The 12,993-nt window shown below is 71.0% G+C and carries 12 protein-coding genes; 4 read left to right on the top strand and 8 right to left on the bottom strand.

Annotated elements, in window-relative coordinates:
• Positions 1 to 40 precede the first annotated feature (40 nt).
• Positions 41 to 2,836: a penicillin acylase family protein gene (locus ABZ027_RS27470; RefSeq protein ID WP_356772901.1), complete on the bottom strand. Its 2,796-nt coding sequence runs from the start codon at positions 2,834 to 2,836 to the stop codon at positions 41 to 43.
• A gap of 221 nt (positions 2,837 to 3,057) precedes the next feature.
• On the opposite strand from ABZ027_RS27470, the gene ABZ027_RS27465 reads away from it, so the two are divergent.
• On the top strand, positions 3,058 to 3,660 hold the full coding sequence (locus ABZ027_RS27465) for a hypothetical protein (RefSeq protein ID WP_356772899.1): 603 nt from the start codon (positions 3,058 to 3,060) through the stop codon (positions 3,658 to 3,660).
• A 463-nt stretch (positions 3,661 to 4,123) separates the two neighbouring features.
• Here the strand turns inward: ABZ027_RS27465 and soxR are convergent, their stop codons facing one another.
• The gene (gene soxR / locus ABZ027_RS27460; RefSeq protein WP_356772897.1) at positions 4,124 to 4,642 is read right to left on the bottom strand and encodes a redox-sensitive transcriptional activator SoxR; all 519 of its coding nucleotides are present in this window, start codon (positions 4,640 to 4,642) and stop codon (positions 4,124 to 4,126) included.
• A 102-nt stretch (positions 4,643 to 4,744) separates the two neighbouring features.
• Here soxR and ABZ027_RS27455 point away from each other — a divergent pair, with 102 nt between their 5' ends.
• On the top strand, positions 4,745 to 5,206 hold the full coding sequence (locus tag ABZ027_RS27455) for a MaoC family dehydratase (RefSeq protein WP_356772895.1): 462 nt from the start codon (positions 4,745 to 4,747) through the stop codon (positions 5,204 to 5,206).
• Positions 5,207 to 5,247: 41 nt separating this feature from the next.
• Here ABZ027_RS27455 and ABZ027_RS27450 read toward each other — a convergent pair whose 3' ends face one another.
• A complete protein-coding gene (locus ABZ027_RS27450; RefSeq protein ID WP_356772893.1) occupies positions 5,248 to 5,934 on the bottom strand; it encodes a TetR family transcriptional regulator C-terminal domain-containing protein in 687 nt (228 codons plus the stop codon).
• Between the two features lie 90 nt (positions 5,935 to 6,024).
• Here ABZ027_RS27450 and ABZ027_RS27445 point away from each other — a divergent pair, with 90 nt between their 5' ends.
• Entirely contained in the window at positions 6,025 to 7,440 is a 1,416-nt protein-coding gene (locus tag ABZ027_RS27445) for an amidase (protein ID WP_356772891.1), read from the top strand.
• Between the two features lie 22 nt (positions 7,441 to 7,462).
• Here the strand turns inward: ABZ027_RS27445 and ABZ027_RS27440 are convergent, their stop codons facing one another.
• The 3 genes from ABZ027_RS27440 to ABZ027_RS27430 all read right to left on the bottom strand — a co-directional run bounded on the left by ABZ027_RS27440 (position 7,463) and on the right by ABZ027_RS27430 (position 9,671).
• The gene (locus ABZ027_RS27440; protein ID WP_356772889.1) at positions 7,463 to 8,086 is read right to left on the bottom strand and encodes a TetR/AcrR family transcriptional regulator; all 624 of its coding nucleotides are present in this window, start codon (positions 8,084 to 8,086) and stop codon (positions 7,463 to 7,465) included.
• 90 nt (positions 8,087 to 8,176) lie between these two features.
• Complete coding sequence (locus ABZ027_RS27435) at positions 8,177 to 8,422, bottom strand: YiaA/YiaB family inner membrane protein (protein ID WP_356772887.1); 246 nt, start codon at positions 8,420 to 8,422, stop codon at positions 8,177 to 8,179.
• A gap of 97 nt (positions 8,423 to 8,519) precedes the next feature.
• Entirely contained in the window at positions 8,520 to 9,671 is a 1,152-nt protein-coding gene (locus ABZ027_RS27430) for an acyl-CoA dehydrogenase family protein (RefSeq protein WP_356772967.1), read from the bottom strand.
• A gap of 77 nt (positions 9,672 to 9,748) precedes the next feature.
• Here ABZ027_RS27430 and ABZ027_RS27425 point away from each other — a divergent pair, with 77 nt between their 5' ends.
• Positions 9,749 to 10,390: a TetR/AcrR family transcriptional regulator gene (locus ABZ027_RS27425; RefSeq protein ID WP_356772885.1), complete on the top strand. Its 642-nt coding sequence runs from the start codon at positions 9,749 to 9,751 to the stop codon at positions 10,388 to 10,390.
• A 66-nt stretch (positions 10,391 to 10,456) separates the two neighbouring features.
• Here ABZ027_RS27425 and ABZ027_RS27420 read toward each other — a convergent pair whose 3' ends face one another.
• Positions 10,457 to 11,539 carry a Zn-dependent alcohol dehydrogenase gene (locus ABZ027_RS27420; protein ID WP_356772883.1) on the bottom strand — a complete coding sequence of 361 codons (1,083 nt, stop codon included), beginning with the start codon at positions 11,537 to 11,539 and terminating at the stop codon, positions 10,457 to 10,459.
• An 11-nt stretch (positions 11,540 to 11,550) separates the two neighbouring features.
• Entirely contained in the window at positions 11,551 to 12,939 is a 1,389-nt protein-coding gene (locus tag ABZ027_RS27415) for an aldehyde dehydrogenase family protein (protein WP_356772881.1), read from the bottom strand.
• Between the last annotated feature and the right edge of the window lie 54 nt (positions 12,940 to 12,993).

Raw genomic sequence — 12,993 nt, 5'->3', positions numbered from 1 at the left:
GACGGCGGGCCTGGTGCGCAGGCCCGCCGTCACCGATGCCTCACCGATGTGACGTGAACTCCACCACCTGCTGGAAGGTGGGCCGGTTCTGCCAGCTGATGTTGCCGTGCTTGATGCCGCCCAGGGTGCGCTGGACGATCGAGTCGGCGCACCACTGGTCGCCGGCCGAGCACAGGTCGTCGCCGGGGTAGACCTGGGCGGCGGTCTTGCCGGCCGCCTCCTTCAGGGTGCTGATCAGGACGTCCCGGCAGGCGCCGAGACTGCCGCCGCCGCAGTACTTCCGGGCGAGCGGCCCGCGCACCGACTCACCGAGCACCGCCCGGATGTCCTTGTCGACATAGCTCCACCAGCCGTACTGGAAGGAGCTGCCCGCGTGTGCGCCGGTCGGGCCGTGGGCGGCCGAGGGGGCCTCGTCGACGGGCAGGTTGGCGGTGAAGGCGGTGTACAGGTCGTTGCCGAGGCCCGGGGCGAACTCGGCCTTCACCAGCAGCGGCCACCAGGCGTCCAGGATGCGGATCGCGTCGGTGTCGGCGTACTTCTTCGAACCCGCCGACGTCTCGGTGCGTTTGGCGCCCGCCGTCAGCCACGCCTGCAGCTTGCTCACCGCCGCGGCGGCCGTCGAGTCGGTCACCGTGGAGCTGTTGACCACCTTGAGGAGGTCCGGCAGCACGTCCTCGGCCCGCAGGTCGGCCAGGGCCGCGTCCGCCATCGCCTTGGTCAGCGCGGCCCGGGTGACCCCGCCGGCGGCGACCAGCTTCTTCACCCGGTCGTCGAGGAGGTTGCCGCGGTGGACGGAGCCGTCGCCCCAGGAGGCGGTCGTGTAGTCCTTGGCCTGCTTGTTGTTCCAGGAGACGTAGTAGTCCTGGTCCGTCGAGTGGGGGTGGGCCGAGGCCGGGGTGTAGTCCGAGGTGTTCGTCGTCGGGTTCCAGTCGCGCCACTCGTACGCCGGCCGCGCCCACACCGGGAACTCGGCGTCGACGCCACTCGCCCGCACCGGGTTGTCGCCGCTGTTGTAGTAGGCGGTGTGCTCGGAGTCGGCGTAGAACCAGTTGAAGGTGTAGTTGATGTGCTGCACCGCGGACTGGAAGTCGGCCGGGCCCTTCACGTAGTCGGGGTCGTTCAGCATCTGGAAGCCGATGATCGAGTCGGCCTCGTGCAGGAAGGAGGAGCGCAGGGTGGTGTAGGCGACCTTCTTGCCGCCGACCGTCGCGCGGTACTCGACGGGGCCGTACGCGGTGCGCCATGCCCGCATCGTGTAGGAACCGGCCGCGGTGCCGTCGGCGGTGGTCGGCTTCCAGGCGTTCTTCTGCTCGACCTTCTCCATGGCGGTGCAGGTGCCGCGGTACAGGTAGTGGTAGTCGTCCTGGCACAGCTCGACGGCGTATGTGTCGATGATGTCCTGGCCTGAGGTGGTGGCGCTCCACGCGTAGTCCTGGCCGCGACCGAGTTCCACGTACATGCTCAGGCCCGCGAAGGAGGCGCCGCGGGCGCTGAGACCGGGGCCCTGGATCTCCTGGAGCATCAGCAGCTGGGGCGCGAAGTAACCGGTCTGCGGACCGAAGACGGCGATCGGGTTGCCGCTCGCCGTGTGGTCGCCGCTCACCACGAGGGCGTTGGACATGCCCCGCCTGGCCGAGGTGACGGCCGTCTTCGCCGCTGTGGTGGAGGCGCCGGTGGCGTCCGCGGTGGCCGCGCTGCCGGTGCGGTCGTAGACCAGTGGTTCCCGGGTCACCGAGCCGGCGTCGGGCAGGGCCTCGCCCTGGGCGTCGGCGGGCTTGGTGGCGTACGGGAAGCTGCCGTCCTTGACGGTGAGGACCGCCTCGGGGTCGTTGCGCTCCCGGAAGGACTCCCAGACCTGGGTGCCCTGCTCCACGCCGTACTTCTGCTGAGCGGCGAGCAGCGATATCGCGTTGTTGACCTCGCCGCCGCCCCCGGAGCCGAAGAGCGAGCCGATGACGGAGGCCAGCGCGACCAGGTCGGTGGTTTTGAAGTGGTCGATCGTGCCGGCGTTGGTGATGGAGTCCTTGTGGCCGGTCAGGACGTACTCGCCGGGGAAGTTGCGGGCGCTGTCGGAGGCGTCGATGTAGGCGTTGATGCCGGCGACGTAGGCGTTGACGTCGCCGAGGGCCTGCTTGCCCCGGTCACCGGCGGAGGCGACGGCGTTGTCGATCTGGGCCTGGAGGTCGGCCTCGGTGTAGGGGGCGTTGCGCCAGAACTCCTGCTCCAGGCCCTGGTTGGACGGGGCGCCGCCCGCGAAGCCGGTCAGCTGGCCGCGTCCGACGTGCCGGAAGACGTCCATGAGCCACAGCCGGTCCTGGGCCGCCGCATAGCCGGCGCCGAACTCCGTGCCGTATCTGGTGGTACCGGTGATGTGCGGTACGCCCGTCTTCTTGTCGCGGACGATCGTCACGTCGCTGCGACCGGCGGGCTTGACCGTGGAGGCGACCTGGTCGGCGGGGACCCCGAAGGACGCGTCGTTGAAGAAGTTGTTGATCGTGGTGTTGGTGAGGGAGGGGTACCCCTTGGTCAGGCCTGCGTACGGGGCGAGTTGGTCCTCGGCGTGCTCGGGCTGGCTGCCGAAGGCCTGGTTGAGCAGGATCTGCGCGAGGGTGGCGTTGCCGTTCTGGCCCGGCGGCAGGATGTCGGAACACTGTCCGCCGCAGTGGTCGTTCGCGGCGATCGCCTCGGCAGCCGGTGTCTGAGCGGCCGCTGCCGGGGCAAGCGGGGACAAGAGACCGGCAACCAGGACGCATAGGGAAGCGGACTTCAGGAACCCGGGGAATCTGCCGGGAGTTCTCAGTCTGTGGAGGACGGTGCGTGGGGTGCGCCGTGGCATGGCAGCTCCTACCGACGGGGGTGGGCCGGACGTTACCGCCGGTATCCCCGGGATTGAAGATGAACATGCGTCAAGTTTTGGAGTGGCGTCGGTCGGCTTATGGAGGCCATCGGAAATCAGATGGAGCCAAATCGCTTGTCGATACGTCTATTCGGCGACGTCCGTTGGACGACGCCGAAGTGACCGAAGTACAGGTGCAGGTGTGACGGAGGTGCAGGGCGATGGCCGGTTTCCGGAGTCTGGCGAGACAGGTGCGCGACCCACGGTGCGATTTGGCGCTGCGGCGTTACTCGCTCCGCAAGTGCCTTGAGCGGTTCGCCCCTTACGGACACAGGGCGACCTGGGACCATTTGTGTTCCCGGGCCGGTTTCGGTCCGGAGGACCGCTCCCCCGACCCGGCGCGGCTCGTGGCCGCACTGGAGGAACTGGAGGAGGCGCGTTCGGTCTGGCTGGCCTACGAGGTCGAGTTCGCCGAGCGGCGCAAGAAGGAGAAGCACGACGGGCTGCGCAGGCCGGGCAGCGTGGACGACTGGCACCGGCTGACCTGGGGCGGATTCGGAGTCGCCTGGTGCGACGACCCGCGGGTCCATCCCCATGAGCCGTTGGCGGAGGTACTGCGCCGCCTGATCTCCGCACTGGAGCGGGAGCCGGGCGCAGAGTGTCCGGCGTGCGGCGGGGAACGCCTCGTCTGGAAGTACGAACTGGACCACGAACCCTCGACCGGCCCGGTCTGCACGGGCTGCGGGATTCTCGTACCGCGACCCGTGCTCACGCCCGACGCCCTGGCGGACGCCAGGCGCGGACGGCTGCTGATACCGGCCTGACCGAACCGACCAGAGCGATCCGAACGCGGACAGAGCAATCCGAACGCGACCAGAGCGATCCAAGCGCGACCAAAACCACCCGAGCCGACGAAGCTACCCAAGCCGCCGAAGCTACCTAGGAATCGTGCGTCGCAGGGGTGCGCCGGGGATGCCGCACCCCTGCTTGTTCCCTAGCGGCGGTCCAGTCGGCGCCGGGGCGGAACCGGGCGGTTCGGATGGAGCGGATCCGATCCGGAACCGGACCGGGCGTGCCGACCGCGCTTCCGCCAACTGGCACGAGCCCAGGGGGTGGCCGCCGCCCTGATCGACCTGGGTGTGGGCGTGGAGGCCGGCGCCTGGTCCGGGACGGACGCGACGGCACGGTTCGCCGTGTCCCCGCTCGGCCCGAAGGTGTACGGGCGCGCGCGGCGGCGGCCGCCGTGGAGCGCGGTGCGCGTTCCGGCACGTGTCGCGAGCGTCGGCCTCAGCTGCAGCTCTGCGGATCCCGTTCCCCCTGTTGGCGGCCGACGGACGTGGGGCGGCCCTTGCCCCGTTCCACCAACAGCCGCGATCCCGCCTGCCGTTCGCCGAACACGTCGTCCGGGTTGGACAGGACGCAGCCCTCCAGGGAGAGACAGCCGCAGCCGATGCAGTCGGTGAGGTGATCGCGGAGGCGGTTGAGTTGATTGATGCGTTCGTCGAGTTCGGAGCGCCAGGTCTCGGAGAGCTGGGCCCAGTCCTCGCGGGTCGGAGTGCGTTCCTCGGGGAGTTCGGCGAGCGCCTCACGGATCGTCGCCAGCGGAATACCGACGCGCTGCGCGGCCCGGACGAAGGCGACCCGGCGCAACGCGTCACGCGAGTAGCGGCGCTGGTTGCCCGCGGTCCGGCGGCTGCTGATCAGGCCCTTGGACTCGTAGAAGTGCAGGGCGGAGACGGCGGCGCCGCTGCGTGCGGCGAGTTGACCGACCGTGAGCTCGTGGATCTTCTCAGGAATCTGGGGCACCCCTCGAACCCTACCCATCATTCGCCCACGAGGTCCGTTGACATGGGATGCCCGGAGGACCATGCTAAGCAGTCGCTTAGACATCACACGAGAGGCCGGGACATGGCAGAGCCGAGGATCTTCACGTCCGCCGACGATCTGAAGGCGGCGGTGGGCGAGCAGCTCGGGCACACCGACTGGCTGGAGGTCGACCAGAAGCGGATCGACCTGTTCGCGGAGGCGACCGGTGACCACCAGTGGATCCACGTGGACCCGGAGCGGGCCGCCTCGGGACCGTTCGGCACCACCATCGCGCACGGCTATCTGACCCTGTCCTTGCTGCCCCTCTTCGGCCCGCAGCTGATCAAGGTCGAGGGCGTGAAGATGGGCGTCAACTACGGGACGAACAAGGTCCGTTTCCCCGCCCCGGTCCCGGTCGGCTCCCGGCTGCGCGCCACCGCCACGATCAACGACGTCACGGATGTGACCGGCGGGGTCCAGGTGACCGTCGCGTTCACCGTGGAGCGCGAGGGCGGCGACAAGCCGGTGTGCGTCGCGGAGTCGGTGTCGCGCTACTACCTCTGACGGTCGGGGACCAGGCAATACACCTGGAGTCCTGGGCTTGCTCAACGGGCGCCACTGGCTTTGGTGCTGGGTTTGAATGACCGCCCTGAGTGTCCGACGCCCCTTCGGGAGCGGGTGGTGCCGAGGCGTTCCCAGAGGCCGGCCAGATGCGCGTGCAGGACTTCCTCGGCTTCCCCCGCGGTCAAGTGGCCTATGAGTACATGGGTGGTGAGGCCGTCGGCGAGGGCGAGCAGGGCGCGAGCCTCGTGCCGCGGGTCGGGCGGCGTAACGCCTTCGCCGGCCGAGCCGCTCTCGGTGGCCTCCGTGACGAGGCGGACGAGGACGTTCTGGAGGGCCGCGTAGCTGGTTCTCAGCGGGCCGGCGAGCGGCTCGCTGACGGCTGCCTGAGCGACGAACGCGAGCCAGATCCGCGCTTCGGCCCGGTGTTCCTCGCGGAGCAGGGCGAATTCGTCGGTCGCGTGCCCCAGGGCGGTGGCGGCTGACTGGGCCGGACTCGCCGCCAGGCGGGCCTTGACACGTTCGGTGATGCGGTCGCCGACGTGGTCGACGGCGAAGAGGAGCATCTCCCCCTTGCTGCGGAAGCAGCGCTGAACGGCGCCCAGGGAGACCTGCGCGCGGGCGGCGACGTCGCGCATGCTCACTCCCTCCGGTCCGTGTTCGTCGGCGAGGAGGCAGACCGCCTCGGCGATCCGGCGGCGTCGACTCTCGTAGTCCACCTGTTTGGGCATGCTCGGTCAGCCTCCTTATTCCAATACGATCGTATCGCTTCCGGGCTAGGGTTCGGGCACAGGCACTTCGGCATGTGGACAGGAAGCGCGATGATCAGAAAGAACCCCCTGTGGGCCATGACCGCCGCCGCCCAGGCGGAGGCGGTCCGAGGCGGAGAGATATCGGCGGTCGAACTGGTCGACAGCCACTTGGAACGCATCGCCGAGGTCAACCCACAGGTCAACGCGGTCACGCAGCTGTTGGCCGAGCGGGCCCGCGAGGCCGCGGCACACACGGACCAACGGCGAGCAGCGGGCGAGGAACTCGGGCCACTGGCCGGCGTGCCCTTCACGGTGAAGGAGACCACCGCGGTCGAAGGGGTGCCGACCACACTCGGAACGGCACGTTTCCGCGACCTGGTGGCTCCGGCCGACGCACCCCCGGTGGCCCGGCTCCGTGCGGCGGGAGCCATACCGATCGGCCACAGCAACATGCCCACCCTGGTCCTGGCCGGGATGCACACCCGCAGCGAGCTGTTCGGCGACACCGTCAACCCCTGGAACCGGAGCCGGACCCCGGGCGGCACCAGTGGCGGTGACGGAGTGGCCGTCGCCACCGGCATGGCCGCACTCGGACTCGGCAACGATTCCGGCGGATCGGTACGGATCCCCGCGTCGTTCTGCGGCGTGACGGGGCTGAAGCCGACCACCGGGCGGTTCCCCGCCGACCACCGCGTCCTCGGCGCGGACGACCCGGGACCGGCCTCGCAGATGCTGGTCACCGACGGGCCCCTGGCCCGTACGGTCGCCGACCTGCGGCTGGCATACGAGGCGCTGGCCGGGACCGACCCGCGGGACCCACGGGCCGTACCCGTGCCCCTCTACGGCGAACCGCTGCCGGGGCCCGTCAAGGTCGCCCTTGTCGCCGACCCCGGCGGCCACGGCGTCCACCCGACGGTCCGCGGGGCCGTCACGGCGGCAGCGGACGCGTTGCGCGATGCAGGGTACGACGTACGGGAGATGGCGGATGTTCCGCGGTTGGACGAGGCACTCGAGGCATACGGCCGGATCACCGTGACCGAATTCGCGCCGACCTGGCCGGTGGTGCGGAAACTGCTCGGCGAGGGCGGAGACCGCTACATCCAGATGGCCATGGAGAAGACTCCGCCTGCGAACGCCGCAGAACTCACCAAGCTGATGGGGACCTGGCTCGGCATCCGCCGCTCCTGGGCAGAGTTCCTCGACGAGTACCCGCTGCTGCTCGGACCGGTGTTCACCGAGCCGCCCGTCGAGCCGGGACTGGAGTCACGCGATGAAGCGGGACGGGAACGGGTCGCCGAGGGCATGCGCCTGTGCACGGTGACCAGCTTCGTGGGCGTGCCCGCGGTCGCCGTACCGACCGGATTCGGCGACGGACTGCCGTCCGGCGTGCAGATCATCGGGCGCGCGTTCCGGGAAGACCTGTGCCTGGCCGCTGCCCAGGAGATCGAGGACCGTCTCGGCCTGCTCACGCCGATCGACCCTTGAACATGCTGAAGCCGACGCGGTCCTACTTCGCCCCCACCATCCGCAGCACCAGGTCGGCGTAGAGCGCGCCGACCTCCTCGGGTGTCCGGGAACCGGCGACGTTGAACCAGCGGGCCACGTCGACGCAGAGGGAGAGTACGGCGAGGGTGGTGCCGGGCACGTCGAGCACGTCGAACTCGCCCGTGGCCATGCCGTCCTCGAGGATCCCGCGCACCTCGGCGTCGCACTGGCGGCGCAGCGCGAGGATCTCGGCGCGGGCGTCCGGCCCGAGGGAGTCGAGTTCGTACTGCACGACCCGTGCGGTGGTACGACCGCCCGCGTGCCAGCGCACGAAGGAGCTGACCGCGTCGGCGAGCCGCTCGGTCGCGCTGCCCTCCCCCTGGGCCGCCACCCGCAGGATCTCCACGGCCTTCGCGTGGCCGATCCTGCTGATGCGGTGGAGGAGTTCCTCCTTGGTCTTGTAGTGGATGTAGAGCGCGGCCGGGCTCATGCCGGCGCGGCCCGCGATGTCCCGGGTCGTCGTGGCGTGGTAGCCCCGCTCGGCGAAGGCCTCCACCGCCGCGACGAGCAGCCGCCGAGCCGCGTCGGGCGTGACCTCGCCCCACGCCGACGTCTCGCCGTCGGCCGTCTCCTCCGCCGTACTCATCGCACGCTCCTTCTCCACTGGCACGGCTCCCACCATACCGCCGAAGGTGAGCGGGCGCTTAGGGGCCTTTCACGGACCCCTGGGGCGGGCTCAGAGCTTCTCGAACGGGTGGTACGCCGGTGTCGCCGCTTCCTGGCGGTCCCGGATCACCTTGGAGAGGGTGAACGCGGAGGTGACCAGGTACAGGACGGCGATCGCCAGGAACGCCCGGACCCAGGCGTCGGCGTTCAGCTTGAAGATGCCGATGGCGGTGGCCGCCATGGCGACGGCGAAGGACGCGACGGCCTGGCCGTAGAAGGCTGCCGTGTTCTGCTGCTTGCCCGGTGTGTCACTCATGGGAGAAGGATCGGCGGACGTGGCCCGTGCCACATCCGCCGATGTACTCAGAGCGGTACTCAGACGACTCGCCGCCCGGCAGTCCCGCCCGCGGGACTCAGAACGCCGAGACCCCGGTCAGCTCCCGGCCGATGACCAGCTTCTGGATCTGGCTGGTGCCCTCGTAGAGGGTCATCACCCGGGCGTCGCGCAGCAGTTTGCCCGCCGGGTACTCGTCGATGTAGCCGTAGCCGCCGAAGACCTGGAGCGCGTTGTTGGCGGCGCGGACGGCCGCCTCCGAGGCGAACAGCTTGGCCTTGGAGGACTCGACGGCGAAGGGCCGGCCGCGGTCGATGAGGTCGGCGACCCGCCAGGTGAGCAGGCGGGCGGCGTCCACGTCCACGGCGATGTCGCTGATCAGCTCCTGGATGAGCTGGTGGTGGGCGATGGTCTTCCCGAACTGCTCGCGCTCGCCCGCGTACCGGACGGCCGCGTCGAGGGCGGCCTGGGCGATCCCCACGCAGCCCGCCGCGACCGACATCCGGCCCTTGGCCAGCGCCGACATGGCGACCGAGAAGCCCTTGCCCTCGGGGCCGAGCATCGCGGACGCCGGGACGCGCACACCCTCAAGGACCAGTTCCGCGGTCGCCTGGCCGCGCAGGCCGAGCTTGCCGTGGATGGTGCGGCGGGTCAGGCCGGGAGTGTCGGCCGGCACCAGGAAGGCGGACACTCCCCGGTGACCGGGGGCGTCGGTGGAGCGGGCGAAGAGCAGCACGACGTCGGCCCAGGTGCCGTTGGTGATGAACGTCTTGGTGCCGTCGAGGACGTACTCCGCGCCGTCCCGGACCGCGCGGGTGGCGAGGTGGCCGGCGTCGGATCCGGTGCCCGGTTCGGTGAGGCCGAAGCAGCCGACGTACGCGCCGGAGGTGAGCCCGGGCAGCCACCGCCGCTTCTGCTCCTCGTCCCCCCAGGCGGCGATCGTCTTGGCGACCAGGCCGAGCGAGACGGACACGATCCCGCGCACGGACGAGTCCCCGCGGCCGAGCTCCTCCGTGACCAGGCAGTACGCGAGATGGTCGCCGCCGGAGCCGCCGTACTCCTCGTCGACGGTCAGACCGAGGAAACCGACCTCGCCGAGCTTCTTCACGATCGAGCGGTCGACGTCCTCGGCGCGGTCCCACGCGATGACGTGCGGGGCGATCTCACGCTCCACGAAGTCCCTCGCGAGCCGCCGCACGGCAGCCTGCTCCTCGCTGAGCTCCAGGTTCACGCCGAGCCACCCCACTTGAAGACCGTACCTTTAAATTAGCACTGCTAGTTTTCGCTCGCAGCCCTACTATGTGCGCCATGGCCCGACCGCGCAAGCCCCTCCTCAGCACCGACCGGATCGTCCGGGCGGCCCGCGTGCTGGTGGACGCGGAGGGCCTCGCGGCCGTCTCCACGCGTCGGCTCGCCGCCGAACTGGGGGTCAGCGGGCCCTCCCTCTACAACCACTTCCGCACCAAGGACGAGATCCTGGAGGCGGTCGCCGACTCGGTGAGCGCTCAGGTCGACCTGTCGATGTTCGAGGACGGCCGGGAGTGGCGGACCGCGCTGCACGACTGGGCCGTCTCCTACCGGGCCGCCCTGCGCGACCATCCGAACATCGTGCCCGTCCTCGCCCGCGGCCCGGGCCGTCGACCGGCGGGGCTGCGGGTCGCGGACGCCGTCTTCGGCGGGATGGTGGCGGCGGGCTGGCCTCCGGCGCAGGCCACGTCCATCGGCGCGCTGATGCGGTACTTCGTCATGGGCTCCGCGCTCGGCTCCTTCGCCGCCGGTTTCGTGGACGACGCCGACGCGTACGACCCCGCCGACTATCCGCACCTCGGACAGGCCCACCTCCTCGCCGAGCAGCAGGAGAAGATCGACGAGCGGGCCTTCGAGACCGGGCTGACCGCACTGCTGGACGGGCTGGCGCAGCAGTACGAGCAGGTCAGACGGACGGCGTAGGCGCCGAGCGCGAGCCGCGGCAGCGAAGGCCCGGAGCACCCGAGGGCTCCGGGCGTCTCTCCGGGCTCAGAACACCACGAGTGCCCTGCCGCCCTTGCCCGCCAGCATGTTCTCGAAGGCCGCCGGGATGCCCTCCAGGCCGATCCGTTCGGTCACCAGCGCGCCCAGGTCCAGGCGGCCCGCCCGGACGTGTTCGGCGATGACCGGCAGGTCCCGCGCCGGGTCACAGTCGCCGTAGACGCAGCCCGCCAGGGTCCGGCCCCAGTGGAAGATCTCCAGAGCGTTGAAGGTGACCTGCTGGTCCTTGCCGCCGATGCCGACGACCGTCGTACGGCCGCCGCGGCGGGTGGACTCCCAGGCGGCGCGGATGGTGACCGCGCGGCCCACGCACTCGACGGCCACGTCGACGCCCTGCTTGCCGGTCAGGGCACGGACCTCCCGGGCCGTGGCGTCGGAGGCGACGACGTAGTCGGTGGCGCCGGCCGCCCGTGCCAGCTCCTCCTTCGCCGGGGAGACGTCGACCGCGACGATCCTGGACGCGCCCGCGATCCGGGCGGCCTGGAGGGCGGCGAGGCCCACGCCGCCGACGCCGTACACCGCGACCGTCTCCCCCGGGCGGACCCGCGCCGAGTGGTGGACGGCGCCGTAGCCGGTGAGGACGGCGCACCCGAGGAGGGCGGCGTCGGTCAGCGGGACGCCCTCCGGCGCCGGGAGGACACAGTCCGCCGACACGACGGTCTCCTCGGCGAACGCGGCGACGTTCAGGCCGGGGTGCAGGTCGGTGCCGTCCGAGGCGCGACGCGCGTACACGTCGGCGGCCCCGTTGAGCGCGTTGGCGCACAGCCAGACCTCGCCGAGCGTGCAGGCATGACAACTGCCGCAGGACGGGGCCCAGTTGAGGACGATGTCGTCGCCGGGCCGGACGCGGGTGACCCCGTCGCCCACGGCGACGACCGTGCCGGCGCCCTCGTGGCCGAGGACGGCGGGGACCGGGACCCGCATGGTCCCGTTGGACAGGGACAGATCGGAGTGGCAGACCCCGGCGGCGGCGAGCCGGACCCGGACCTGGCCGGGCCCGGGGTCGGGGAGATCGATCTCGGTGATCTCCAGGGCGGCGCCCACGGCGGGAAGTACGGCGGCTCGAACCACGGCGACGCTCCTCAGAACTGCAGGGACTTGGTCTGGAGGTACTCGGCGAGACCGTGCGAGCCGAGTTCGCGGCCGACGCCCGACTGCTTGTATCCGCCGAACGGGGCCAGCGGGTTGAAGCGGCCGCCGTTGATGTCGACCTGCCCGGTGTCCATGCGGCGGGCGAAGGCGACCGCCTCGGCCGCGTCGGCCGCCCAGACGGCGCCCGCGAGCCCGTAGACGGTGCCGTTGGCGATGCGCAGGGCGTCCTCCTCGTCCTCGTAGCGCAGGATCGACAGGACGGGACCGAAGATCTCCTCCTGGGCCACGGTCATGTCGGGGGTGACGTCGGCGAGGACCGTGGGACTGACGAAGTAGCCCTTTTCGCGCGGGGCCTCGGTGCCGCCCGCGACCAGCCGGGCGCCCTCGGCCACGCCCTTCTCGATGTAACCGCGCACCCGCGCCCGCTGCTTGGCGTTGACGACCGGGCCGATGCGCTCGCCGTACTTCGCGGCGGCCGCGGCGGCCAGTTCGACGGCCTCCTCGTACCGCTCCCGGTGCACCAGCATCCGCGTCCAGGCGCTGCACGTCTGACCGGAGTTGGACATGACGTTGGCGACGCCGACGTTGACCGCCTTGGCCAGGTCGGCGCTCGGCAGGATGACGTTGGCGGACTTGCCGCCCAGTTCCAGCGCGACCTTCTTGATCGCCGCGCCCGCCGTCGCGCCGATCCGCCGGCCGACGGCCGTGGAGCCGGTGAAGGAGACGAGGTCGACGTCCGGGTGCTCGGCGAGGGCCTGCCCGGCGACCGGGCCGAGGCCGGTGACCAGGTTGAAGACGCCCGCCGGAAGCCCGGCCTCGTGGACCGCCTCGGCGAAGAGCTGGGCGACCAGCGGGGTGTCCTCGGCGGGCTTCAGGACGACCGTGCAGCCCGCCGCCAGCGCCGGGGCGACCTTGGCGACGATCTGGTGCAGGGGATAGTTCCACGGCGTGATCGCGCCGACCACGCCGACGGGCTCCTGGTGGACGACCGAGTTGCCGACCTTCTCCTCGAAGGCGTACGTCGCCGCCAGCTCGGCGTAGGAACCGGCCACGGCGATCGGCACGGCCGCGTGCACGGCCTGGGAGAATTTCAGGGGCGAGCCGAGTTCCGCGGTGACCGTCTCGGCGATCTCGTCCTTGCGGGCGGCCAGGACGTCCCGCAGGGCGGTGAGGCGGGCGGCCCGTTCCGCGGGCGCGGTGGCGGCCCAGGACACGAGGGCGGCACGGGCGGCCCGTACCGCGGCGTCGACGTCCTCGGCGGTACCGGCCGGGACCTGGCCGATGACCCGCTCGTCGACCGGGTTCACGACCTCGATGACGTCCGGGCCGGTGGCGGGGCGCCACTCGCCGTCGAAGTACATGCCGTCGTGTGCCTTCATCGTGCGTCCTCCCGGGCGGGGCTGCGTCGTCCGCGTCACAAAGTAAGCGACCCA

It is taken from the genome of Streptomyces sp. NPDC006332, assembly GCF_040612855.1.
Classification (GTDB): Bacteria; Actinomycetota; Actinomycetes; order Streptomycetales; family Streptomycetaceae; genus Streptomyces.
Note: the sequence above shows the minus strand (reverse complement) of the source record. Positions and strands in the feature narration are given on the sequence as shown.